Source organism: Psychrobacter sp. DAB_AL32B, from assembly GCF_002224105.1.
Taxonomy (GTDB): domain Bacteria; phylum Pseudomonadota; class Gammaproteobacteria; order Pseudomonadales; family Moraxellaceae; genus Psychrobacter.
This window is the reverse complement of record NZ_NEXU01000052.1, coordinates 23,493-49,426: the sequence shown is the minus strand read 5'-3', so window position 1 is coordinate 49,426 and position 25,934 is coordinate 23,493. Positions and strand designations below refer to the sequence as shown.

Annotated in this window: 19 protein-coding genes; 10 read left to right on the top strand and 9 right to left on the bottom strand. The window is 42.3% G+C overall.

Features of this window, described 5'->3' with window-relative positions; translation table 11 throughout:
* Positions 1 to 200: 200 nt before the first annotated feature.
* Positions 201 to 1,904, top strand: coding sequence for an NAD+ synthase (locus CAN34_RS06065; protein WP_089554887.1), 1,704 nt, complete (start codon positions 201 to 203; stop codon positions 1,902 to 1,904).
* 242 nt (positions 1,905 to 2,146) lie between these two features.
* Positions 2,147 to 3,424, top strand: a complete 1,278-nt coding sequence (locus tag CAN34_RS06060) for a hemolysin family protein (protein WP_089554886.1) — start codon at positions 2,147 to 2,149, stop codon at positions 3,422 to 3,424.
* 166 nt (positions 3,425 to 3,590) lie between these two features.
* Here the strand turns inward: CAN34_RS06060 and CAN34_RS06055 are convergent, their stop codons facing one another.
* On the bottom strand, positions 3,591 to 4,355 hold the full coding sequence (locus CAN34_RS06055) for a YggS family pyridoxal phosphate-dependent enzyme (protein WP_089554885.1): 765 nt from the start codon (positions 4,353 to 4,355) through the stop codon (positions 3,591 to 3,593).
* Positions 4,356 to 4,709: 354 nt separating this feature from the next.
* On the opposite strand from CAN34_RS06055, the gene CAN34_RS06050 reads away from it, so the two are divergent.
* Together CAN34_RS06050 and CAN34_RS06045 are read left to right on the top strand one after the other, a co-directional pair.
* On the top strand, positions 4,710 to 5,765 hold the full coding sequence (locus CAN34_RS06050) for a type IV pilus twitching motility protein PilT (protein ID WP_089554884.1): 1,056 nt from the start codon (positions 4,710 to 4,712) through the stop codon (positions 5,763 to 5,765).
* Positions 5,766 to 6,095: 330 nt separating this feature from the next.
* On the top strand, positions 6,096 to 7,217 hold the full coding sequence (locus tag CAN34_RS06045) for a PilT/PilU family type 4a pilus ATPase (RefSeq protein ID WP_079690793.1): 1,122 nt from the start codon (positions 6,096 to 6,098) through the stop codon (positions 7,215 to 7,217).
* Positions 7,218 to 7,394: 177 nt separating this feature from the next.
* Here the strand turns inward: CAN34_RS06045 and fur are convergent, their stop codons facing one another.
* The gene (gene fur / locus CAN34_RS06040) at positions 7,395 to 7,829 is read right to left on the bottom strand and encodes a ferric iron uptake transcriptional regulator (RefSeq protein ID WP_089554883.1); all 435 of its coding nucleotides are present in this window, start codon (positions 7,827 to 7,829) and stop codon (positions 7,395 to 7,397) included.
* Positions 7,830 to 8,154: 325 nt separating this feature from the next.
* Here fur and CAN34_RS06035 point away from each other — a divergent pair, with 325 nt between their 5' ends.
* On the top strand, positions 8,155 to 8,571 hold the full coding sequence (locus CAN34_RS06035) for an outer membrane protein assembly factor BamE (protein ID WP_089554923.1): 417 nt from the start codon (positions 8,155 to 8,157) through the stop codon (positions 8,569 to 8,571).
* Positions 8,572 to 8,596: 25 nt separating this feature from the next.
* On the opposite strand, the gene CAN34_RS06030 is transcribed toward CAN34_RS06035, so the two are convergent.
* The 4 genes from CAN34_RS06030 to CAN34_RS06015 form a co-directional block, all read right to left on the bottom strand.
* On the bottom strand, positions 8,597 to 8,995 hold the full coding sequence (locus CAN34_RS06030) for an RnfH family protein (protein ID WP_089554882.1): 399 nt from the start codon (positions 8,993 to 8,995) through the stop codon (positions 8,597 to 8,599).
* Complete coding sequence (locus CAN34_RS06025; protein ID WP_089554881.1) at positions 8,983 to 10,125, bottom strand: hypothetical protein; 1,143 nt, start codon at positions 10,123 to 10,125, stop codon at positions 8,983 to 8,985. The genes CAN34_RS06030 and CAN34_RS06025 overlap by 13 nt, the downstream gene beginning before the upstream one ends.
* A gap of 251 nt (positions 10,126 to 10,376) precedes the next feature.
* Positions 10,377 to 11,045: a cytochrome c gene (locus CAN34_RS06020; RefSeq protein ID WP_089554880.1), complete on the bottom strand. Its 669-nt coding sequence runs from the start codon at positions 11,043 to 11,045 to the stop codon at positions 10,377 to 10,379.
* Positions 11,046 to 11,369: 324 nt separating this feature from the next.
* A complete protein-coding gene (locus CAN34_RS06015; RefSeq protein ID WP_089554879.1) occupies positions 11,370 to 11,705 on the bottom strand; it encodes a cytochrome c5 family protein in 336 nt (111 codons plus the stop codon).
* A gap of 386 nt (positions 11,706 to 12,091) precedes the next feature.
* On the opposite strand from CAN34_RS06015, the gene yihA reads away from it, so the two are divergent.
* Positions 12,092 to 12,865: a ribosome biogenesis GTP-binding protein YihA/YsxC gene (yihA, locus tag CAN34_RS06010; RefSeq protein ID WP_079690788.1), complete on the top strand. Its 774-nt coding sequence runs from the start codon at positions 12,092 to 12,094 to the stop codon at positions 12,863 to 12,865.
* Between the two features lie 89 nt (positions 12,866 to 12,954).
* Here the strand turns inward: yihA and CAN34_RS06005 are convergent, their stop codons facing one another.
* On the bottom strand, positions 12,955 to 13,665 hold the full coding sequence (locus tag CAN34_RS06005; protein ID WP_089554878.1) for an HAD family hydrolase: 711 nt from the start codon (positions 13,663 to 13,665) through the stop codon (positions 12,955 to 12,957).
* A gap of 132 nt (positions 13,666 to 13,797) precedes the next feature.
* The gene (locus CAN34_RS06000; protein WP_079690786.1) at positions 13,798 to 14,814 is read right to left on the bottom strand and encodes an RluA family pseudouridine synthase; all 1,017 of its coding nucleotides are present in this window, start codon (positions 14,812 to 14,814) and stop codon (positions 13,798 to 13,800) included.
* 1,229 nt (positions 14,815 to 16,043) lie between these two features.
* Between CAN34_RS06000 and CAN34_RS05995 the strand changes: the two genes are divergently transcribed.
* Positions 16,044 to 20,408 (top strand): Rne/Rng family ribonuclease, encoded by a 4,365-nt coding sequence (locus CAN34_RS05995; protein WP_089554877.1) that lies wholly within the window; start codon positions 16,044 to 16,046, stop codon positions 20,406 to 20,408.
* A 102-nt stretch (positions 20,409 to 20,510) separates the two neighbouring features.
* On the opposite strand, the gene CAN34_RS05990 is transcribed toward CAN34_RS05995, so the two are convergent.
* Entirely contained in the window at positions 20,511 to 21,440 is a 930-nt protein-coding gene (locus CAN34_RS05990; RefSeq protein WP_089554876.1) for a DUF808 domain-containing protein, read from the bottom strand.
* Positions 21,441 to 21,889: 449 nt separating this feature from the next.
* Between CAN34_RS05990 and CAN34_RS05985 the strand changes: the two genes are divergently transcribed.
* The 3 genes from CAN34_RS05985 (at position 21,890) to CAN34_RS05975 (ending at position 25,629) form a co-directional block, all read left to right on the top strand.
* Entirely contained in the window at positions 21,890 to 22,744 is an 855-nt protein-coding gene (locus CAN34_RS05985) for a DsbC family protein (protein ID WP_089554875.1), read from the top strand.
* Between the two features lie 232 nt (positions 22,745 to 22,976).
* Positions 22,977 to 24,320, top strand: coding sequence for a homoserine dehydrogenase (locus CAN34_RS05980; protein WP_089554874.1), 1,344 nt, complete (start codon positions 22,977 to 22,979; stop codon positions 24,318 to 24,320).
* A 127-nt stretch (positions 24,321 to 24,447) separates the two neighbouring features.
* Positions 24,448 to 25,629, top strand: coding sequence for a thiolase family protein (locus tag CAN34_RS05975; RefSeq protein WP_089554873.1), 1,182 nt, complete (start codon positions 24,448 to 24,450; stop codon positions 25,627 to 25,629).
* The last annotated feature ends 305 nt before the right edge of the window (positions 25,630 to 25,934 follow it).

The window sequence follows — 25,934 nt, the reverse complement described above, 5'->3', positions numbered from 1 at the left end:
TATTACAAATAAGCATGACATTCATGCCTATACAAGCGTTGCACTCATTATATCGATTCAATATTAAAGCATCGTATTTTGAGTGAATGATTGAAAATTCATATTTTGCGTCGATTTCGGAAAAATACTTTGATTTGGTTTTATTTGAAACCAAGACGGATTCAACAAATTTAAACAACCTATTGATAGGAACAATAACAATGTCAAAAGACACGACAAAAGACTCTGACAACCCCAACCTTACTTCTTCTAATGTAGCCAACAAGGCTTCTAAACCAAAAGATAGCGTTACTTTTGCTTTAGCACAATCACACTTTTTAGTGGGCGATATCAAAGCCAATGCCGAAAAAATGCGTACATTAGCGCTACAGGCACGTGAGCAAGGTGCCGATGTAATTATCTTTCCGGAGCTAGGACTATTAGGCTATCCGCCGCAAGATTTACTATTACGCCCAAGTTTATCAGGTCGTATCAAAAGCGCGTTATCGTCGCTAAGTGATATCGATGATATCGTGATGATTGTTGGCTATCCGCATGTCGATCATCATGGAACGTTTAACTCGGCAGCTATTTTACATAACGGTCATCAAAAAGGTTTTTATCACAAACAAATCTTGCCAAACTATGGCGTGTTTGATGAGCGCCGTTACTTTGACAAAGGTCGCAATCAAGTCTTATTTGACTATAAAGGCATGACCATTGGTCTGCTTATCTGTGAAGATTTATGGGAAAAAGGTCCTATTGCGGAGCTTAAAAAGCAAGGCGCTGACCTTATTGTGAGCTTAAACGCCTCACCGTTTGAGATTGAAAAACAAGACAATCGTAAAACGATGCTCGCCAAACGTAGCCGCGAAAATAACTTACCGATTATTTATCTTAATGCCGTTGGCGGTCAGGATGATTTGGTATTTGACGGTGGTTCTATGGCGATTCAAGCGGACGGTAGTGTCGCGCATGAAGCCTCACGCTTTATGAATCAATTGCTGCTAGCAACCTATGATGTGAAGACAGCAAAATTCGATACACAAACCAAAGCACCATTGTCATTGAGCCGTGAATCAGAGATGTATCAAGCTTTGGTCGTCGGTTTGCGTGATTATGTCAATCTTTCAGGATTTACTGGCATCATCATTGGCTTATCGGGCGGCATTGATTCAGCGTTAACATTATGTATCGCTGTCGATGCATTGGGCGCTGATAAGGTTTACGCGGTTATGATGCCGTACGAATATACCTCACAAATCAGCCTAGAAGACGCACAAGCACAAGCACGACGCTTGAATGTCTCTTATACCGTTTGTCCTATTTTCGATGCGGTCGAAGGGATCCGTCATACCCTTGCGCCACTGTTTAACAAGTCGCCTGCTGATACCACGGAAGAAAATATCCAAGCACGCGCGCGTGGTGTCGTACTAATGGCGCTATCCAACAAATTCGGGCATTTGGTTATCACGACCGGTAATAAATCAGAGCTGGCAGTTGGCTATTCAACCTTATACGGTGATATGGCTGGCGGCTTTGACGTCTTAAAAGACGTGTATAAGTCACAAGTCTATAAGTTAGCCAGCTATCGCAATCGTTTAGAAGACACACCTGTTATCCCTGAGCGCGTCATTACTCGTCCGCCATCCGCTGAGCTGCGTCCCGATCAAAAAGACCAAGACAGCTTGCCTGATTATGATGTGCTAGACGGTATCTTAATGTCATATATCGATGAAGATATGGGCTATCAAGATATTGTCGACAAAGGCTTCAATGCTGATTTGGTCGCTAAGGTTATCCAGATGGTCGATGGTAGCGAATATAAACGCTCACAAGCACCGATTGGCACCAAGATTAGCCATAAAGCCTTTGGTCGTGAGCGCCGTTATCCACTCGTCAATAAGTGGTCAATAAAAGGCTAAGCCTTGACGCTGAATTTATCATCAACAACCTTTTAGAGTGCTTTTTTAAAGGTTTGATAAATTTAAGTTTTTATATAATATAATCAAACTGTTTTATAATTAGCTGGGTGCTTGCCCAGCTTTTTTAGTTTTTGTGCATAAATAACTTCTCAACATAAAAATTCTTTTGTTTTAAAACCTTCCAACCATTATTTTCAATTGATCTACCTTATCTATCCTATCTATTTCTATCCGAGTACTTCATGAGTTTGCTAACCGCTAGTATCTTTCTCCTTTTATTGCTTGCCTTAAGCGCCTTTGTATCAGCTGCCGAGATTGCAATCGCAGCAGCGCGCAAAATTAAGCTGCAAATCATCGCAAAAGAAGGCGATGTTCGAGCATTTGACGTCCTTAAAATGCAAGAGCACCCTGGTAGCTTTATCACTGTTGTACAAGTGGTTTTAAACGCAGTCGCTATTTCAGCGGGTGCCGTGGGTGAGTCAGCAATTAGCCCATACTTACAGCTTTTGGTTAATAATGAAGCAGCATCATCGGTTATATCCTTCGTTTTGATTACCAGCTTATTCTCTTTACTCGCCGATTTGATGCCCAGACGGCTGGCAATGTCCAACACTGAGACTATCGCTATACGCCTCGTACGACCAATGATGCTATTGATTTTTATATTCAAACCCGTTATCTGGATATTTGATGGGGCAGCAAACGTCATCTTTGAGTTGTTAGGCATCTCAACTGTACGTCAAGACGATATGACGCCAGAAGACATTTATGCCGTCATGGATGCGGGTGCTGAAGCTGGCGTACTTAAAAAGCAAGAACATCATCTAATAGCCAACATCTTCGATATGCAGGAGCGTACCGTCACCTCAGTGATGAATCCACGTGAACATATTGTTTATTTCGATACCAAAGCCAGTACCGAACAGGTGGTTCAGGTGATGATTAAGCAGCCGCATAATAAATTCTTGGTCTGTAACGACGATGATTTAGAACATATCATTGGTTATGTAGAATCACGCAGCTTTTTAGCTTCGGTACTTGAGCAGCAAGAAGTTTGTCTAACGGACAAAGCGTTGCTAAAACCTGCCCTGTTTATTCCCGATACCTTATCGTTGTTTGAAGTGCTTGAAACGTTTAAATCAACGGGTGCAGATTTTGCCGTCATTGTAAATGAGTACGCGTTGGTCGTTGGTGTTATTACCCTCAAAGACGTGATGAGCATCGTTATGGGCGAGCTGGTAACCTTAGAGGAGCAGCCGATTGTCCAGCGCACGGACAACTCTTGGCTGATTGATGGCATGACACCCATTGAAGATGTAATTCGCTCATTGGGCATGGTCAATTTACCGCATAGCCAAAATTACGAAACCATCAGCGGCTTTATGATGTATATGCTACGTAAAATTCCTAAAAAAACAGACAGCGTCGAGTATGCCAATTATCGTTTTGAGATTATCGCGACCGATAATCTCAAAATCACTCAGCTGCTAGTGACAAAGTTTGAAGATGTCATTGAATAAATGCTGTGCTTCACCTTTGATAATTGCTTATTAGCTGGTGTCTTAAATACAAGGAAAGCGAATATCATAGTGCGCTACTATTATTATTTTTCTTGCTTGCTGTGCCTGCGCAGACAGAGGCTACGAAAAACCAATAACAGTAGCGCTATACTTTCTTAAAAGTCGATCAAGCACGCGCACCAAATATTGCAGTACCAACGCGCACCATAGTGGAGCCACTAGCAATGGCATCAGCCATATCGTCGCTCATGCCCATGCTAAGCGTATCCCATTGACTCAGTTCTGGGTGTTCACGCTTAATCTCTTCAAATAATTGCTTGGTTCGCTTAAAAGCATCCGTGTTTGCTTTGGCAGGAATTATCATCAGCCCGCGCAATTGCAAACGCTCATAAGCTTTGATGACTGTTATTAATTCTGGAAGTTGCTCTGGCAAACAGCCTGACTTGCTGTCTTCATTATCGATATTAATCTGAATCAGGACGTTTAGAGGTGGCAGCTCAGCGGGTCTTTGGTCATTAAGACGCTTAGCAATAATGTCACGCTCAAGCGTTTGCACCCAATCAAAATGCTCAGCGATATCGCGTGTTTTATTACGCTGAATACTACCGATATAATGCCAAACGATATGATCGCACTCTGCCTGTCCTTGCAACGTCTTGATTTTATCGATAGCCTCTTGCAGATAGTTTTCGCCAAAATCATGCTGCCCTTGACGCGCTAAAGTCGCAATCATTTCAACAGGCTTGGTTTTAGATACCGCAAGCAAGGTAACGCTATTTGTCTGTCTACCTGCTTGCTCACAAGCCTGTGCCACTTGCTTGCCTACCTGCTGCCAATTTTTAATGAGGGTAAGATTCTGAACGTCCCCTTCATTATTTATAAGATTGGCAGAGGCGTTAGTTATATTTTTTTGATGAGAAGTAGCATTCATAAAAAACTCTTATAGATTAAACACTGAATTATTTTAAAAGACGATTGGCATATACTGTTTTTATGGTAGAAATAAATTTTAATAAAAATGACGTTTATTGACCTGAATAAAAAAGTGCTTATAAGCTATTTTTACATTTTATTCAGTTAGTAGATGGTTAAATAGGCAGAGTCTTGTTATGATATTGTTACATGGTTTAACATATGCTGCTAAAAACGATAGCAATAGTAACAATCATAGTCCAGCCTAGCCTATCTTAGAGAGATTGGTTTAAATAATGTCATATAATCATGCTTATTGCTTGCTTCTATGTTGTTTTGGCTTACCCTTATTTATTGATAGGAATATCCGATTATGGCTAAAAAAAACAATTTAAGCATCGAAGATTTACTACGCTTTACAGTCAAGCATAAAGCCTCAGACTTACATATTTCAGCCGGCATGCCAGCGATGATTCGAGTCGACGGCGAGATGACCCGTATCAATATGCCAGAAATGACTCATCAAGTGGTGCATCAGCTTATCTATGACATCATGAATGATAGGCAGCGTGCTGACTTTGAAGAATTCTTTGAGACGGATTTCTCTTTTGAGATTCCTAATTTAGCACGTTTTCGGGTAAATGCTTTTAACCAAAATCGCGGTGCTGGCGCAGTCTTTCGTACGATTCCGTCAAAAGTTCTCACCATGGAAGACTTAGGAATGGGTGAAGTCTTCAAACGCGTCTCCGACTTTAAGCGCGGCGTAGTGTTAGTAACCGGTCCAACTGGCTCAGGGAAATCAACGACGCTGGCGGCCATGATTGATTATATCAATGAAACCCGTAAAGAGCATATTTTGACCATTGAAGACCCAATTGAATTTGTTCACGAGTCTAAAAAGAGCTTGATCAACCAGCGTGAAGTACACCGCGATACGTTAGGTTTCGATGCAGCACTGCGCTCAGCTTTACGTGAGGATCCCGATGTTATTCTAGTTGGCGAGCTACGTGACCTTGAGACCATACGCTTGGCCCTAACCGCAGCTGAAACTGGTCACTTAGTCTTTGGGACTTTGCACACCAGCTCCGCAGCAAAAACCATCGACCGTGTCATTGACGTATTCCCTGCTGCTGAAAAAGATATGATTCGTGCGATGCTATCGGAGTCGCTACAAGCAGTGATATCCCAGACGCTCTTACGTCGTCAAACTGGTGGACGAATTGCTGCGCATGAGATTATGCTGGGTACGCCCGCTATTCGTAACTTGATACGTGAAAACAAAATTGCCCAAATGTACTCTTCTATCCAAACGGGTGCAGGTGACGGCATGATTACCCTCGATCAAACGCTTAAAAACCTAGTATCAAAAGGCACCATCAGCAAAGACGTCGCACGACCTTATGCTAAGCAGCCTGAGGCCTTTATATAATATTGGTTTATATTATTAGTTATATAGTCGACCCACTCTAAGAGCGATACAGTGTTGCTGGGATAAATTTCTCGAAGCCTCTGGAGTGCAAAGCACACAGCAAACAAGGAAAAGTTATCCCAGCAGAATGCTATTTTGAGTGTATCTCTTTTATTTTTAGCTGGTTGTAACCTTAGTTTTTATAACCTTGAACTTTAGCAAATAACACAATGACAATGACAGATTTTTGATCGGCTTTATTTTAATGGTCATTATTCGCGATTTTCAAAAGTTTATTGAAGCAAATTTTACTCTACTTATTGCACATTTTATCGAACATATAGGTACGTTATGGACATTGATAAACTTTTACAATTGATGATCAATAAAAACGGCTCCGATCTTTTCATTACGGCGGATGTCGCGCCTTCCATGAAAATCAATGGCAAAATTCTGCCCGTTGGTAAAACGCCTTTAACGGCTGAGCAAACCATGAGACTGGTCAAAGGTGTGATGACGCCCAGCCAGCAACAAGAGTTTAAAGAGACGAACGAATGCCAGTTTGCGATTACCGATCAAGCCCAGCAAGCACGTTTTCGAGTCAGTGCCTTTATACAGCGAGATATGGCAGGGATGATTTTACGGAAAATTGAAAATAAAATCCCGACGGTCGAAGAGCTGCGTCTGCCGCCAGCGCTAAAAGAGCTGGCAATGAAAAAGCGCGGTATTATTCTATTAGTGGGTGCAACGGGTACCGGTAAATCGACCACCCTTGCAGCGATGATTGGACACCGTAATCAAAACTCTCATGGTCATATTATTACTATCGAAGACCCCATTGAGTTTGTACATAAACATCGCGGTTGTATTATTACCCAGCGCGAAGTCGGTATCGATACTCACTCTTTTGAAGCCGGTCTAAAAAACACCTTACGCCAAGCGCCTGATGTAATTTTGATTGGTGAGATTCGCAACCTCGAAGTTATGAGTTATGCAATCCAATATGCAGAAACGGGGCATTTGGTATTTGCAACCTTACACGCCAATAACGCCAACCAAGCGATTGATCGTATCATTCACTTTTTTGAAACCAGCCGCCACAACCAATTGTTTATGGATTTATCCCTGAATCTTCAAGCTATTATTGCTCAGCAATTGATTCCAACGCCTGACGGTAAAGGACGCCGTGCTGCTATTGAGATTTTATTAAACTCTCAGCTGATTAGTGACTATATCCGTAAAGGCGAAATTCATGAAATCAAGGATGTCATGACGCGCTCACGCGATAGCGGCATGCAAACCTTTGACCAAGCGCTCTTTGATTTATATGAAAATGGTGAGATTACTTACAAAGAAGCAATTCTCCATGCTGACTCTCCTAATGATTTGCGCTTAAAAATTAAACTTAGCAGCAAAAATGGTAACGCTAATTTAGATGAAGGCGCCGATAGTTTGTCGTTAGATATCACTTAACGATTATTTTTCAGCAATATTCATAACGTTTAATACTCATAACGTTTCATGCTCATAAAATTAACACCCAAAAAAAGCCCTTATCATATATAAGGGCTTTTTTTATGCGTTTTCTATCATTAGTGAGCGTAAAATAATACACATAAATACAAGCAAATTATCATCAATTTAAAATGATTACTTAGCGCTGTCTCTACAGGCTTGGTTATTACAAATACCATAGAGCACCAAGGAATGACCCGATAGCTTAAAGCCATGTTCTGCCGCTACTTTTATCTGCTCTTCTTCAATGATATTATTATGGAACTCGATAATCTTGCCACAAACATCACAAACCAGATGGTCATGATGCTCTTCTTGGGTAATTTCAAACACTGATAAATTATTTTCAAAATTATGGCGCTCGACAATACCTGCTTGCTCAAACTGAGTCAATACGCGATAGACGGTCGCTAGACCCACATCTTCGCCTTGTTCAATTAGTGCCTTATACACCTCCTCTGCACTCATATGATGCAACTCGGCACTCTCGAGCAGCTCTAAAATTTTGATGCGCGGTAATGTTACTTTTAAACCCGCTCTACGTAAATCTTGATTGGTAAAAGAAGCCATAATATCCCTTCTGACTATGAAAGTCTTAGCAAATAAATTCAAAAAACACGAGATAAACAATCGTCAATGGTTAGCAGTTATTGATTATGAAAAACTTAGAATCATACAGAATTAGCTACTAGTAAGCATATTTCTAACACATTTTTTTCTAAAAACAGAACCACAAGTCTATGAATTTAAAATATAAATAATAAATGACCTAAGATATCGTTTGGTAAATAATGTCGTAAGTGGTAGGCAATTGCAAGTAAATGACGTATCATTTATCCAAGATTTTCGGCAAGACCAACATCCACCGTCCTTAGCCGTACCTAACCCATTTTTTATGAGTCATCTTACCATGATAAAGACCTTAAATTTACGTCCGTTAAGCCCTGCAAGCACATTACGCAAGATTGTCATTACCAGCATGCTTAGCGCCTCTGTTGCTATGTCTGGCTGCTCATTACTGAGTGTTTACAAGATTGATTTGCCGCAAGGAACACCTATTACTCAAACGCAAGCGCAAAAACTGCAAGTGGGTATGAATCAAAATCAGGTACTTTATATTCTTGGTAGCCCAGCGATTAAAGACACGCTAGAGCCTAAACGCTGGGATTATATTTATGACTATCAAGCAGGGACAGACGGTCGCCGCAAAGGTATCGCTGATGTTAATAATGCCAGCCAGCATTTAGTTATTTACTTTGATGATAATGGTATAGTCACCCGCATTCAAGGTGTAGAAACACTACCTAAATAATAGCTTTAATAACAAGCTTTAAGTATCAACCTCGAGATTTACTTTTACGCTGAGACATAGGATCAGCGTTTAAGCTTCTATAGACCTCTATCCGGTCAAAAGGTTGCAATAGATAGCTGAGTGGCTGCTTTTGCGCATAAATTCCGACGTGCCAACGTTTAGCCGTTGGCGTTACAATATCAGCTACTTCTTCGCACCATCTTGCCAACCCTTCAAACTCTGTCAACCAACCTGCTTGCGCCAATGCCTCATACAAAGTTGTAGCATAACTGACTTGTAAGCTTAGATAATGCTGGCACTGCGCCTCTTCAGCATACGCTAAATACACTGTCATCATAGTCGTTTTTTGAATACTACCTTGCTGAGAATCCGGCACAGCATTAGGGTTATTAACTTGACCTTCATCCGCTATTAGCTTAACCACTGCATCACCCAACCTATCAATGCTAACAATAACGCCAGCGGTACAATCAAACGTATTGCGATTCGCCACAAGTTATAAAAAGCTTCATTGCCAAAGTTCAAAGACTTACGCAAATGGCTGATTTTCATCTGCCAACCTGCAAAAACAGACAATAATAATACCGCAATACTACTGATAATAACCAGTATACCCACCAGCCAAATGGTCGGTATGGCAACAACTAAGAGCAGCGCTATAGTAAAAGTTAATACCAAGCTTACCAGCAATCCAAATTGATGCGCTAATTGCTGAGTACTATAGTATAGCAAGTAGCTAACCACGAACAGCACGCCAACCCAGTATAATAGCTGACCTATTGGCGGTAGCGCCATACCACTAATAAATAAAGCCACCACCCCAACCAGCAACTGCAATATCCAAATAGGTAGCACCAGTTTGGTTGCCCGATATTCACTTACTTCATGAGCGTGAGACGATTTTTGCGCATTATGATTGTCGGCTCCTACCGCAGTTACTGCTTGTTTGGTCACTAGATTTTGACCGAACCAGTATAAGCCTGTACCCGCGCCAACACTGACCAACGCCAATGCAACCGCCCTTGCCCATTCGCCTAAGCTGACATTGGTCATCGCAAAGGTAATGTTTGGCAAGCCGTTTGCCAGCCCGAACAGTAAACCAACCAACATTAAACCCAAACCAATTGGTAAAGGCGTCACACCTAATAAGCTTAATAACACAGCAATGACCATTAAACCTGCAGCAATCGCAAAGCTTGGGACATCAGGCGCACTATTAAGCTCAGTTAAAGCTGTTAATATGCCAGTGCTTGCACCAGATATGACGAGCGCGGCAATAATGATAGAAACTAAGGCGGCAAGCCAACCAAACCCTCGCCATAGCGAACTGGCATCCGCCTCTCGAGTGAGCTTTTGCATACCGGCCAAAGGATCTTCCGCACTGCGATAAGCCAATGCTATCTCAGCATAAATGACTGGTAGCGAAACCAAAACCATAGCTAGTAGCCACAGTAGCCAAAAATCAATCTCACCGATTGACGCCGGTGCAAACCAGCGAAATAGCAATAACGGTAGCAGCGCTGCGATAAAATAAGAAGCATAGCGAATCATCATAATCTAAATCCAAGCGATTCAAGGTGAATAACATTTAATGATACAGACCAATGAAAAATGATAAACGCCACTCGGTCTGTTCATAGTTGGCTTATGTAATATAAAGACCTGCAATTATATAAGGACTGACAGTTATAAAAAAACCCCGAAATCGGGGTTTGATGACTAAATAATAATATGTGCAGATCAAATGCCTATTCATAGTAAAAATTAGCAATAATATGAATTAGGCAAACTACGTCTATCAAAGATTAATGAATAGCGCTCACATAGTCTGACAAAATACGAATATCGCGATCAGATAGCTTAGAGGCGACGGTTTGCATCATCCCCATCTCGCCCTCTTTCGCTGCATCATTGACACGCTTCTGCTCATCGCTATCAATATCATCTACACGACCAGCAGCACGGAAAAGCTTTAACTGAGTAGCAATATATTCCGCGTGTTGTCCGCCTAAACGTGGAAATGCTGCCCAAGCGTTACCCGCTGCATCTGGACCATGACAACCTGCACAACCGATGACACCGCGTGACTTATCACCGCCTAAAAACAACTTAGTGGCTTCTTGCGTGGTGGCAGGATTACCGAATGCGACACCCCAAGGTTTTTGGCTAGCATAATAACCTGACACGTTCGCTAAGTCTTGCTGAGATAAATTAGCCACTTGCGACTGCATGATGCCGTTTTTACGGTAGCCTGCTTTAAAATTAACCAATTGTTTATATAAGTATTTTACATTTTGACCGCCAAGGTTAGGCTGGGCTGGCACAGGGCTCACCCCATCAACACCATGACAAGCAGCACAGACTGTTTCTGCGATTTGTTTGCCGGCATTAAGATCATATTCAGGAACAGTGATAGCAGCTTGTACGCTGAAACTTGCAACACATAAGCTGGCGGCAGCGATTAACTTTTTCATTGATACAAATCCTACTAACTCGATGTAAGCATTATCTAGAGTGATTGCATTATCAAGAGACATCATATTTGCAAAGCCATTATTTAGCCAGCTAAGCTTTATATTTTGTAGTCTTTGTCACAAGCAGCCCGAAAGCACTTACTAATATCAGGGTTTATTTTGGATTATTATAGCAAGACTTTTTACTATTTGCCTACTTAATCGTAGTATTAGATAGTTTTTCTACTCATAGCCTCAGTGCTTGCTTAATAAAAAATAAAAAGCGCAAAAGGTTCTGTGACCTTGCGCCTTATATTTACTATTTAAGCTTTTGATTTTTACTTACTACTTACTCATATACTCAATAAGCTTGCGATAATCATCATCGCTACAGTCTTCGCACAATCCACCCGCTGGCATTTGAATCATGCCGCTTTTAACAGAATTGATCAGCGCTGGCATGCCTTTTTGTTTTATCAGCTGTTGCCACTTGGCACTGTCGCCTTTTTTGATGGCATTTAAGGCGCCACTATCATGACAAGCCGCACAAGAGTCACTATAAGTCGTAGCAATATCCGCTGCACCTGCATTACTTATCATTGCAGTACTGACAATCAGCGCTGCGCCAGTGCTGGTAAGCAAGCGGTAACTGTTGGCAAAAAGTGTGGTAATTGACAACATAGGGCACCTCCTTTCGTTTATGCATTTGCGTAATCAGCGATGCTATTAAACGTATTTTATTGAACCTATCTTCTTAGATATTGTAACAACATATGTCGAATTAATATATATAAATATAGTTTAGCTTTGTTAATCTCGTTTAATAAGGCAGATAGCTTCGCTAAGTGCTGGTTCATTTTAGTGGTATGCTCTGATTAATATAAGGCTAATAGCCGTTATTTCAATAACTAAGCGCATTAATAGTATAGAATAGTCGGTAATTTAAAACGCTTATTTTATGAAAGATTGGTTTTTAGTTGCTAGCTGCCAAAGAAGCTACGCTAGTCACAGACCAACTGCAAAAATTTTAACTACCGTATCTATATTTTAACAGTAATGAGTCATTTATGAGTACCCCGTTCAATGATGTCGCCGCGAAGCATGCGGATTTTAATACCAAAGCCCGTCAGCGTATTCAGCAAACTGAATTTATGACGTCAGCGCCGACCTTTCGCCTTTGTCCTGCAGATATAGGGTTAGAGGTGGCATTTGCTGGTCGTTCAAACGCTGGTAAATCTTCAGCCATTAATGCGCTTACCAATCAGCGCCAATTGGCACGCTCGTCTAAAACACCTGGTCGTACGCAGATGATTAACTTTTTTAGTATCGGCGATACCGATAGGCGTTTGGTGGACTTGCCAGGTTATGGCTATGCCGCCGTACCGCTTGAGATGAAAAAAGAATGGCAGGTTGAGCTAGAAGAGTATTTGGTGTCGCGCTCAAGCCTTGCAGGTTTGGTGCTGATGAGCGATATCCGTCATCCATTGAAATTCTTTGATGAGCAAATGCTACGTTGGGCAAATGATGGTAAGCTGCCAGTTCATATCTTATTGACGAAAGCAGATAAGCTTAAGTATGGTGCCTCTAAAAATGCTTTGCTTAATACTCGTAAACGACTGAAGCAACTGGGTTTAAACTGTAGCATTCAGCTGTTTTCAGCATTAAGAAAAGAAGGTCTTGATGAATTAGCAGGCGTTATGGGCAACTGGTATGAGTATCAGCTCGATGCAGACAAAATTATTGAGTCGTCTTTTGCGTTACTAGAAGGCGCTGAGCTAGAAGACGCAATCGAAAAGGATGCGGTCCAACAAAAAGATAGCTCTAAAGAAGAAAGCAAATAGATCTCATAGTCTTTAATAAAAAAGGGTTTATCGTTATTAGCGATAAACCCTTTTTTATTGTCATTTTACTTATTTAAAATCTTTTTTATTTAAGCACACAATAGCTCAGCCAACGCTTGCGGCGTGTCGACTTGATAACTTGGCTGCTGTGCGGCAAGATCGCTACTGCTTGCTGTACCATAATTAACCGCAATACTGGTCATACCCAAACTATTGGCCATTTGAATATCGTAAATGCTATCACCGATAAATACCGCATTGGAGATTTGCTGCTCGGTATACTGCAAAATATCCGTCAGCATTTGCGGATCAGGTTTGGAGCCTGATTCATCAGCGCAGCGCGTCATGACAAAATAATGATGGCTATTAGAGGCATCCAAGACACGATCCAACCCTTTTCTTTTTTTACCTGTGGCGACAGCAAGCTTACGATTTTTCTGCTGTAAGGTTTGCAGCATATTTTCTATCGGTGCAAAAAACGGCGTACGATGACTGTTAGGGATATAATAATCCGCATAACTTTGCTGAATCGCCTGCTTCTGCACATCGGTTGCTTGCGGATATAAGATCTCGATACCTTTCATTAAGCTGAGTCCGATAATATCCTTGACTGCTTGATCGGTCGTCGTAAAACCATGCGCCTCGCCCGCCACATGCATAGACTCAACAATTAAACCAATCGAGTCCATCAGCGTACCATCCCAATCAAATATGATTAATGTCTTATCTGCTAAACCATGCTTGACTGATAATTGAGAATTTTTGATAGAGGTTATAGTAGTTGTAGATGGTTTACTCATGAATTTACCTTAATGAATAGTAACAAATGGCAGATACGAAAACGTCACGGCAGCTTATTGTTGATAATAAGATATCGTGACGTTTAATATTGATGCTTAGAGAATTTAGATTGAAACCAAATGACTTAAAGCTTATTTAGGCAGGCTGGTTTTAATATCTTCTGGTATCCAATTGAGCATCTCGTCTGGTAAAGGCGCAGTAATAGTCTCATAACCTGGAATATCTAAGCGCCATGCATGTAAGCACAGACGATGAACGCCAGATTTATCATGTACGTGGTACTTGTCATCGCCTAAGATAGCATGCCCGATATGCGCTAAATGTACACGGATTTGATGGGTGCGTCCGGTCAACGGCTTGGCTTCAATCAAACTGACTGGCTGATCAGCGATTGTAAAGCGACCATGGATGACAATATCTGTCTGGCTTTCTTTGGCTTGTGGATCTTGCGCATCCACCTTGACACGGCGCTCACCGCTGGCAAGCGTATAGCGTAGCAATGGCGCATCGATACGTTGTTCGTTAAGCGCAGGCTGCCCTTTTGCAATACATAAATAATGCTTTTGAATGGTTCTGTCGACCAGATACTGCTGCAATGTTTTAAGCGTCGAGCGTTTCTTAGAAATCATCAGAAGCCCAGAGGTATCTTTATCAATACGATGTATCAGCTCTAAGTATTTTTTACCCGTTACTTCACGCATGGCTTCAATGACACCAAAATCAAGACCACTACCGCCATGAACCGCAATACCTGATGGCTTATTGAGCACGATCAAGCCTTCATCTTCGTAGACCACACGTGCCAACAAGCTCTTGGCAAATTCGGTACTGATGATAGGTTTTTCGCGAGTAGCAAGTACTACCGGCGCAATACGTACCACGTCTTCACGCTGCACTCTGTCATGCGCTTTACAGCGCTTATTATTGACTCGCACCTCATCTGAGCGAATCATTTTATAGATATGCGGTTTTGGCAAACCCTTTAAGCGATTAAGTAGGAAATTGTCTAAACGCTGGTCATGTTGATGACGCGTGACCTCAAGATAGTTCACCTTACCAAAGTTACTAATCTCATCGTCAGCACTTTGTGGGCGCGTTTTACTATTAAAGATGGCTGGCGCTTCGTGGATAGGTTCGTCGTTTGTCATTTTCGAGTTCGTCATTTTTAGTTAGGTATTTACACAAAGATTTGCTATAGTTTAGCATGTTGAGCGCCAATACGGCAGAGGCTACGACAATAATTCATTGTTGTTTCAGACAGCGTATCGCTATTTTACGGCTTGCTAATAACTTGCTGGTAAAAATAGTTAGACTATATAACCTGCGAAGGTTGGGCGTTTCATCTAATTTTAAGGGTGTTATAGCAACAGATATACCCTATAATGCCCAATGAATTGTAATAACCATGCTGATATTTATCAGTAAATCATTTTTTTAGTAAAAACTATTTATTCTTACAAAGCATTTCTTACAGAATATTGTGACAATAAATAGATAGCATCGCCTTAATAAGTTTGGCAAAAGCCCTTTTATTAAGTGATAACCATATACCCTTTACTCACTACCCGCATGATAACGACTTGCTTTGATAATTTATTGTCTAACAGTCCTTTAGCCGCGTGCAGTTGAGCAAGTATGGGTCGTTGAGAGTGCAATCGAGTATTAACACTGTGAATCTCGATAACTGCCTAAGTATTAGTGGTCAAACAGAGGACGATAAGTAGAATAGACCTGAGACACCGCGCCGATAAGCCGGTCATTTATTCTGTTTGCCAAGTACGCCCCGCTGATGACTGAAGCAGCAACACCTCGCTTTGAGACGCCTAAGATATTATTAACGTTATATCTAAAAGAACGATAAATAAAGAATGACCAATTGCTTCACCTGAATGGATAACCGCTGAGTAGGACTATTTTATATAATAGTTATTATCGACAGCGATATTATTGCTAGACCTTGATTGATTAATCGTGACAGCACGATGCTTTTTTAGTATCAGTAATACCTTTATAACTCAGTAACTATCCACCGCCGCTATGACAAAGTGCGCTGACCACCAACGTAGATAAAAATACTGATAATAAAAGATCACTAACCTGCTCGTGCATTAATCGTTATGACAAGCCTGCTTATAATAAGATATAGATGCATTATAGCCTTACACTCTATACCCTCTATATTGACGTTACCGCCATTAGCCTCGCTAATGACTTTAGGTCAAAAGCTTTTGAAAAAGCCACTGTGCTTTATTAACGCCATGCTTTACGTTCTACCGTTAATTAACATCCGCTCACGCTAATTTTGTTATTAGCAGCGCTTGCCACTTTGCTCTAAAGCCTGTCTCGTCGTCGTTATGCGTACTCATAGGATACAATTATGAAACGCATTTTGATCAACGCTACCCAAAACGAAGAAATTCGTGTTGCCCTTTGCAAAGGCAACCATCTATACGATTTCGATTTAGAAAACCGTACCCGCGAACAAAAAAAATCCAACATTTATAAAGGTCATGTGACCCGTGTCGAGCCTTCGCTTGAAGCCGTTTTCGTAGAATATGGCTCACAGCGTCAAGGCTTTTTGCCGATTCGTGAAATTTCTGCCGAATACTTAAGCGGCAATCCACGTGACGAAAACATCAAAAAACTGATCAAAGAAGGTGACGAGCTCATCGTCCAAGTTGAAAAAGAAGAGCGCGGTAATAAAGGCGCTGCCCTTTCAACTTATGTGTCATTAGCAGGACGTTATCTTGTCTTAATGCCGAACAACCCTCGCGGTGGCGGTATCTCGCGTCAAATCTCAGGTAAATTACGCGAAGATATGAAACGCATGCTAGGCAGTCTTGATTTGCCAAAAGGCATGAGCGTTATCATTCGTACTGCTGGTATTGGTAAGACCCAAGAAGACTTACAACACGATTTAAATCATTTGCTTAATATCTGGCAAGCCATCCAAGAACAAAACCAAAAATATCCATCACCACGCTTGGTTCATCAAGAAGCGGGCGTGGTTACGCGTGCTGTCCGCGACTATCTACGCGATGATATTGCTGAGATTTGGATCGATAACGAAAACGCCTATATCGAAGCCGCTGGTTTTATCGATGCGGTCATGCCAACACAAGCAGAAAAACTGCGCAAATATACCGATTATGAGCCAATGTTTTCGCGCTTCAATATCGAAAAGCAGATTGAAACCGCTTATCAGCGCGAAGTTCGCTTGCCATCGGGTGGCTCGATCGTTATCGATCAAACTGAAGCGTTAGTTTCTATCGACATCAACTCCGCTAAATCTACCAAAGGCTCAGACGTTGCTGAGACCGCTTATCATACCAATCTAGAAGCGGCTGATGAGATTGCTCGTCAATTACGTCTACGTGATATGGGCGGCCTAATTGTCATTGACTTCATTGACATGAATGACAATAAGCATCAAAAAGAAGTTGAAAAACGTCTGATTGATGCCACTAAATATGACCGTGCCCGTGTACAATTTGGTGATATTTCTAAATTTGGTTTGATGGAGATGAGCCGTCAACGCCTGCGTCCATCACTAGAAGAGTCAACTGGCTATATCTGCCCTCGTTGTCATGGCAACGGTATGATTCGTGACCTGCGTTCATTATCATTATCAATTATGCGTCAGATAGAACAAATCGCGCTTAAAGAACGTCAAGGTGAAGTCCAAGCAGAAGTACCGACTGATATCGCAGCTTTCTTATTAAATGAAAAGCGCGATGCCTTAGTTTATCTAGAGCAAGACAGTGGTACGCGTATTACCATCTTGCCACACGCGCATTTAGAGTCGCCAAACTTTAAACTCCACTTTAACCGCGATGGCTTTGCACCATCAAGTTATGAGCGTATCACCGATACTCAGCAGCAAGAATATAGCGAGCTTGGCTATAACGTTGATTGGCAAACAGCCGAAAAAGAACGTCCTGAACAGCAGCCTACCCGCCAACCACGTCCAGTAGCGGACAACAGTACCAGCAGTCAAGCACCGGCTCGTACTAATGCACAACCGAGCACGCCTGAGCAGCAGCAGAATAGCACCAGTCATAGTAATGAGCATCGCAACAATACCAATACCAATACCAATACCAACAATGTTTCGTCAGCACGTGCGCCGCAACCACAGAACACCCCAAACGTTGCGACCACTTCTGCTCCAGTAGCGGCTCCATCTGCTAATGTTGCTGCGGCCCAACCGCAAGCAGTCGCTTGGTTGTCTAATTTGTTTGCCCAAGCGCCGCAGGCACAGACCACAAACAATATCAGTAGCCGTGATGCAGCTGATGCTATTGAAGCGCTTGTAAATACCGGCGCACAGAGTCTAGGCTCGTTTGGACAAGTGGATAACAGTGCGTTAAATGATGCTAATCAAAGCGCATCAGCACCTCAGCAAGACAATAATCATCAAAATAGTAATGAGCAAAACAATAGCCAACCGTCAAACAATAACGGTCAGCGTCAGCAGACACGTCATACCGATAACGCTACTGATGATAGTAATACTGGCGATAGCAGCGACGCTGAAGATAGAAGAAGACGTAAGCCACGTAAATCAAGACCATCTAAGCCACGCCAAAGAAAAGAGCAGGCAGATGAAACTGACAATAACGCCGCTAGCAATACGACTGACAGCAACCCAACTAGCGTTGATGATAAAGCTGACAACCAAGATAAACGTCAGCAGGATAATAGACGCCCTAGTGATCGCAACCGCAACAATCGCCAAGACAACCGTCAAAATGCAAGCGAGCGCAATGTTAGCGAAAGCAATGCCTCTGAAAATGATAGCAATAATAGCAATGAGACCAAAGCCGCAGAAGAGCAAACTCGTGCTAAACGCAAATCAAATAGCCAACGTAGCTCACGCGGCAAACTCGATCGCGGTGAGACGTTAACAACGGCTAATAGCCAGCAAAGCAACCAACAAAGTAATAAAGACGTTAACGGTAGCAAAAATCAATCCAATGCCCGTCGTAATCAAGATCCTAACGAAGTTGTATTGCAGGTCAATGCAGCTGCCACTGAACTCAAGGCAGCAGAAGTTGTGCACTTGTCTTTAGATGACAGTAAATCTGTACCAGCAACACGTCAGGTGACTGCAAAGCATCATTCAGTAAATGATAGCAATGTCGCTGATATCGCAAAAGAGCGTCAAGAAAACACTGCTCAGCAGCATGCTGATAAGCAGACCGCGGTCGAGCAAAGTATCATTGAATCGTCTGAGGGTATAAATAATGACTCTGCTGATAGTGCGCAAAACAGCAGTACGCAAGCCCATGCTGCTGAAAATAGCGATGCTTTAGTAGACCAAGCAAAAGTAGACGAGGTACAGATAAGCGCTACTGACAACAAAGCACAAAAATCTGTCTCGACAGACGACAGTAAAGGCGACGATGAAAAACCCTTGGTAGCTGAGACAGCAACCTCAAAAGTTAGTGCTGATAGCCAAACCGACAGTACGTCTCATGAGCAAAAATCAGTCGAGGCCAAACCAGAGGATATCGCGCCAGTAGCGGAAGCTCAAAAGGTAGAAGCTGATGATAACCGCATTGATACTGACCAAGTTGATACTAACCAAGTCGCTATCGATGCTAGTAGCACCAGTCACTCAGCGCTTGAGCTTACTCATGACGCGTTGTTTGCTAAACGCTACATTACCGCCGCTAAATTTGGGCAAGCCAGTAATGATCCACGCGTGGTACGTCGTCAACAAACTCAATCACAAGCCACTCAAACGTCTCAAAAAGATGAACAAGCCATTGTGAGCGTACCGACCATTCGTGGTACGGTTGGTGAGTTTATCCGTGCGACTCTACCAGAAGCTGAAAGTCGCTTAGCCGCAGACGGTGTCATTAACTGCTTTAACGCTGCCATTGCTTTGCATCTAGAACAGGCACACGTTCAAGTCGTGGTCAATGATAAGGTTGCAAACACCAACGACAATCAACGTGCGACTGGCGAAACTGCCAATAACAATTTTGATTTTAGCAACTACGGCTATCAACCATTAGCAGCAGATTATCTCGCACGCTTTGAAGCGATGACACAAGCTGTCAGTCAGTTTGCAGCAACGCAAGGTAAAACAGACGTAGAGCCGCGCGCCATCGATAAACGGGCAAGCAACGACCCACGTGGTCAGCATCCTGATTATCAAGAGCCAGTAGTATTGGCTGTTTCTGACGAGCCGATCAACGAATCAGTGCAAGCTAATAGCAAGATTGATGCTCACAAAGTAGAAGCGACAGCGCTGGCAAATCCAGCGCAAGCATCCGAGGTCAGTACTGATAGCGAACAACTGCTACAGGTAGAACAAACGCTAGAAAAAGTAACCACTGAGCAAACTGAGGTTGAAGTCACTCCTGAGGCTAAAATCACTAAGGACGAAGCTGCTGATGTCAACGATGTGGAAATCGAAGAGACTGGCATCAATGTTGAAGCTGCTGAGGTTAAAGATGCTAACCTCGAGCAAAGCGAGACTGAGCAGCCTACTGAATCAATAGTAGAGCCATCTACGAAAGAGGAAATTCAGGCAGCAAAGTCAAAAACGACGATAGCCAGTTATAAAAATATGATTGAAAACGTGGCTGAGCAACTGCTACCGCAAAAAGGTATGTTTAATTTAACGACCCCTAAGGTGCCAAAGGCTCGCACTCGTAAGCCTAAGGCTGAGCATAAAAAGCCAACGCAAGCTGAAAAATCAGAGTCCGATAATTCAGATAGCGACAGCTAATCGCAGTCAATTAAAAGTAGCCTTAAATGCAAAAGCCCCAAAGTTGTCAGCAACTTTGGGGCTTTTTTATACTTAATCGAACCTGCTTAACTGACTATGGATTTAATGCGCAGAAGAAGCATCTTTGTCTTTATTTCGTATTTTACCAATGACAGTAACAATAATAACGACTACAACGCCAATAATTAGACCAACCAGTCCATTCAATAACATAGTCGTCAGACTTTCAAAGACGCCAGTCAAATGCGCTATATCTTCAACTTCGTGGTGCAAAAAGCCAATACCATGCACTAAGATGCCACCACCTACTAAGAACATGGCTAATGTGCCGGCGATAGATAAAAACTTCATTAATTTTGGCGCAGCGGATAATAGGAACTGGCCTATCTTTTGTTTTATATCGCCCGATTTATTCATCAAATAAAGCCCTAAATCATCAATCTTGACGATAGCAGCGACCAAGCCATAAACGCCAACCGTAATAGCAACAGCAATAATAGCGAGAACCAAGCTTTGCTCTAATAACGTCGCACCAGCGGCTGCACCAAGGGCAATCACAATAATCTCAGCCGATAGTACAAAATCTGTGCGTACCGCGCCTTTTATCTTTTCCTTTTCAAAAGCGACCAAATCGATTGTCTCATCGGCATTAGCACGTAGGCGCGCGTTTTGCTCTTCATCATGCGGCAAAAGATGCGGCCAAAACTTATGAATCACTTTCTCTGCGCCTTCATAGGCCAAATATAAGCCGCCACACATCAACAGTAGTGTTACTAACGGTGGATAAATAGCGCTAATCAATAGTGCTGATGGCACTAAGATAAGTTTATTGACGAATGAGCCTTTAGCCACTGCCCACACGACTGCCAACTCACGATCTGCTTTGACACCAGTCACTTGCTCAGCGTTAAGTGCTAAGTCATCACCTAAGACGCCAGCCGTTTTTTTGGCAGCAACCTTGGTCATCAGTGAGACATCATCTAATATCAAGCTGATGTCATCAAGTAGGGTTAATAAACTGGCACCTGCCATGGACGTTCCTTAAAATTAAATACATTTAATGAAATAGAAAATCTGAAACAATAATTATTAAATCTGATAGCTGTCTAACAGCTATAGACCATAGTATTTCTTGTAGCCTACCTAGACATAAAGCCATATGACATAGCACAAATGTATCCTATCTCTTATTATATTTTTTATTATGAAGGCTTTCTAATAATTTATTTAGCCAGACAATAAGCTGGCTTTTAGTCGTGATTTATAAAAATATGTTAATATAGAGCACTTTATACTGATTGATTCTGCAATTTTTATTTGCGAAAATCATTGAAAAACAATCTATTAACAACAATCTCATTAATAATCTTATATCGCAGCCCTTATTTAGCAGCGCTTATTTAGCAAAACCATTACCACTTATCCCAATATCTTTTGTCATGAACACACGATTAGGCATACCTGCCTATAGGAAACACCATATGTCCTTATTCCATTCTAAAGCTACGCTCACTAACAAAAAACTCTCTCGCAACCACCTATCTCGTGCCACGGCTGCGGCATTGCTGGTTATTATTGCTGCTGGCTGTTCTAATAATGCCGCAGATGCGACCAGTAACACTAATGTTGTCAATAGTGCGCAAGCCAAAACCAGTACCACTTCGATATCTAAAGATAGCAATGCCGATGTGGTCAAATCATTACAAACCAATTTAAAAGCTTCAGGTATTGAAGAAAATATCCTCTCAGCCGTACCAACCGATATGGACGATATTTATTGGGTTACTGCTGATGGTTTACCTTCTTTCTTTACCGATAAGTCTGGTAAACATATTATTCAAGGGCAAATTATCGCCGTTGGTGATGACGTGCCTGTGGATATCAGCGGTGCTTTGGTTGCCCGAACTGCACAACAAGCTCTAAAAGCGGTCGATAAAAAAGATATGGTTATCTATCCAGCAAAAGGCGTGACTAAGTCAGTGGTTTATTCCTTTACTGACGCTGATTGCCCTTATTGCACCAAACTCCATGAGGAAATGGACGAGATTAATGCCTTAGGCATTGAAGTACGCTATTTAGCGTGGCCGCGTAGTGAAGGCAGTATTCCAAAGATGGAAGCTATCTGGTGTAGTGAAGACCGTAAAGCCGCTATGGACCAGGCGAAAATGGGCGCGAACGTACAAGCAGCTAGCTGTAACAGTCCTGTGCAATCGCAAATGGCGCTTGGTAGAAGCCTTGGTGTTAACGGTACGCCGGCTATCTTTACTGAATCTGGACAGCAAGTGGGTGGTTATTTACCCGCCGCCCAATTGGCACAAGCGATAGATGCTAGCTAATCGGCTATCCTATGATATTGCTGACTTTGGCGACATTGAGAGTGGGTAGACGCCATCAGCGCTTGTCGGTATGATACGATAAAGCGCTAGGCAAAATTAGCCGCATATTTTTATCTAAGTCCTTCTTTATGCAAGTTCTTCATATAAGTTTTTCTTTATCTAATTAATTTGATAATCTAAATACTTTCATAGAAGCATTTTTTATCCAACTCTTTAATCTCTTGAGGATACTGTGAGCAAATCCATCAAACTAGCGATACTTGGTTTAGGCACCGTCGGAACGGGTGTGATCAATCTAATCAATGACAATTTAGATGAACTAAAACGTCGTAGCGGACGCGACATTATGATTACCGAAGTCGGTACTCGTCGTCAGCGTGATGATATCGATCCTAATATTATTCAAAACAGTGACTTGATGGCAATCGCTGCCAGTGACAATGTCGATATTGTCATCGAAGTGATTGGCGGTACTACTCTCGCGAAAGACGTCATTATGCACGCCATTAAAAACGGCAAGCATGTGGTTACGGCGAATAAAGCATTATTGGCTGAGCATGGTAATGAGATTTTCGCTTTTGCTGAGCAGCATAATGTCCATGTCGCTTATGAAGCAGCGGTAGCTGGCGGTATTCCGATTATTAAAGTCATGCGTGAAGGATTAGCTGCCAATAAAATCGACTGGTTGGCTGGCATCATTAATGGTACTGGCAACTTTATCATGACTGAAATGCGTGATAAGGGTCGTCCATTTGCAGATGTGCTAAGCGAAGCACAAGAGCTCGGTTATGCAGAAGCAGACCCCACCTTTGACGTTGAAGGGATTGATGCGGCGCACAAACTGGCACTACTTGCCTCTATCGCCTTTGGTATTCCGCTACAGTTTGATAAAGTTTACTGTGAAGGCATTACTGGTATTACCTTACAAGACGTCAACTATGCCGAAGAGCTTGGCTACCGTATCAAGCACTTAGGTTTTGCTGTGCGCCGTGATGGTGCAGGTAATGATGAAGCTGCCGGTATTGAGCTGCGTGTACACCCAACACTTATCCCGCAAAACGCCTTACTTGCCAACGTGAATGGCGTAAAAAATGCCGTGTTGGTAAACTCTCACCCACTTGGGCAAACGCTCTATTGTGGCGACGGCGCAGGTGCAGGCGCGACGGCTTCTGCGGTGATGGCAGATGTCATGGACTTGGTTCGTGTCTTAGGTAGCAAAGATGACAATGATGTAGGCAATAACGGTCATCATGTCCCACACTTAGCCTTTATCCCTGAGCAATTATCGGACACGCCGATATTGCGTGCTGAACAGATGATAACCGGTTATTATTTACGCGTTCATGCTTATGATAATCCTGGGGTATTGGCCGATATCACGCGTATTTTAAGTGATGCTGGTATCAATATCGATGCCATTTTACAAAAACCTGCCCATAAACTTGGTCAAGTGCCTGTAATTATCCTGACGCTACCTGTGGTTGAGAGTCAGATGAATCTGGCCATTGAAAAAATTGAGAAGCTAGATACGGTTACTGATAAAGTGGTACGTATTCGCTTAGACGAGCTGGCGTAAATCTGACACTTAAAAACTTGGCACTTAAAAAGCCAAATAGCTAATAAGCGCTTAATCGTTCTTAAGCGTTTAACTTTTATCGAAGTAACATACTTTCATTTAAAATATATATAAAGGGATAATAACAATGTCAAATGATGCAGTTGTAATTTTAAACGGCGCACGTACTCCAATGGGTGGCTTCCAAGGCGCACTTACAGAGGTAAGCGCAACAGACTTGGGCGCTACTGCTATCAAAGCGGCTGTTGAGCGCTCAGGCGTTAACATCGATAGTATTGATGAAGTCATCATGGGTTGTATCTTGACCGCGGGCTTAGGTCAAGGCCCTGCTCGTCAAGCGATGCGTAAAGCAGGTTTGTCTGATACAACTGGTGCAGTTACGATCAACAAACTATGTGGCTCAGGTCTAAAAGCAGTCATGCAAGCCCATGACGGTATCAAAGCTGGCAGCTTTAATGTCGCTGTTGCCGGTGGCATGGAATCGATGACCAATGCCCCTTACATCATGCCAGGTTCACGTGGCGGTTATCGCATGGGACATAAAGAAGTCAAAGATCATATGTTCTTAGACGGTCTAGAAGATGCCGAAACCGGTAAGCTGATGGGTCAATTTGCTCAAGAAATGGCGAATGAAAAAGGCTATAGCCGTGAGCAAATGGATGATTTTGCTATTGAATCGCTTAACCGTGCATTAACAGCTATTAAAGAGGGTCATTTCGAAGATGAGATTGAGCCCGTTACCTTTAAAACTCGTAAGGGCGAGCAAACGGTTGATACTGACGAGCAGCCTGCCCTTGCCAACGCTGAGCGCATTCCTACCTTGCGTCCAGCCTTTGCAAAAGATGGTACCATCACGGCGGCAAATGCCAGCTCAATCTCAGACGGTGCTGCCGCAGTGGTATTAATGAAAGAGTCACAAGCCAAAGCTGAAGGTCTTGATTACCAAGCGCGTATCGTTGCGAGCGTTTCTAACTCTCGTCATCCAAGCGAATTTACTATTGCTCCGATTGGTGCAATTGAAAAAGTTTTAGCAAGTGCTGGCTGGTCAGTAGCTGATGTCGATCTATGGGAAATCAACGAAGCCTTTGCCATGGTTACTATGGCGGCTATGGATGAGCTAAACATCGAACATGCTAAAGTAAACATTGAAGGTGGTGCTTGTGCGCTCGGTCACCCAGTAGGTTGTTCAGGTGCTCGTATTTTAATTACTCTTATCAACTCTTTAAAGCGTACTGGCGGCAAAAAAGGCGTTGCGACTTTATGTATCGGTGGTGGTGAAGCAGTAGCCGTTGCGATTGAACTTGCTTAATATTTAATCGTTTTAATTATCGAGCTGCTAGAGTCGATAATACTATTTGATATTTTTACTTATTTCCAAGACCTACTAACCGCATTGCTTATGGCTTTGCGGTTTTTTTGTACTTATAAATTACAAATATGCAGGAGCTATTTATCATAGTAAGAAAACGTTAACTTAAATTTATATATGGCTTGTGCCATTTACAGCCTATTACACGCAATTACCTCAAGTGCACACTTTGCTACCTTGCTCATATATCGCCCTGAAAATTCAGCTGTTACGATGGTTACAAGTTGATGCAAAGACGGCTTAAC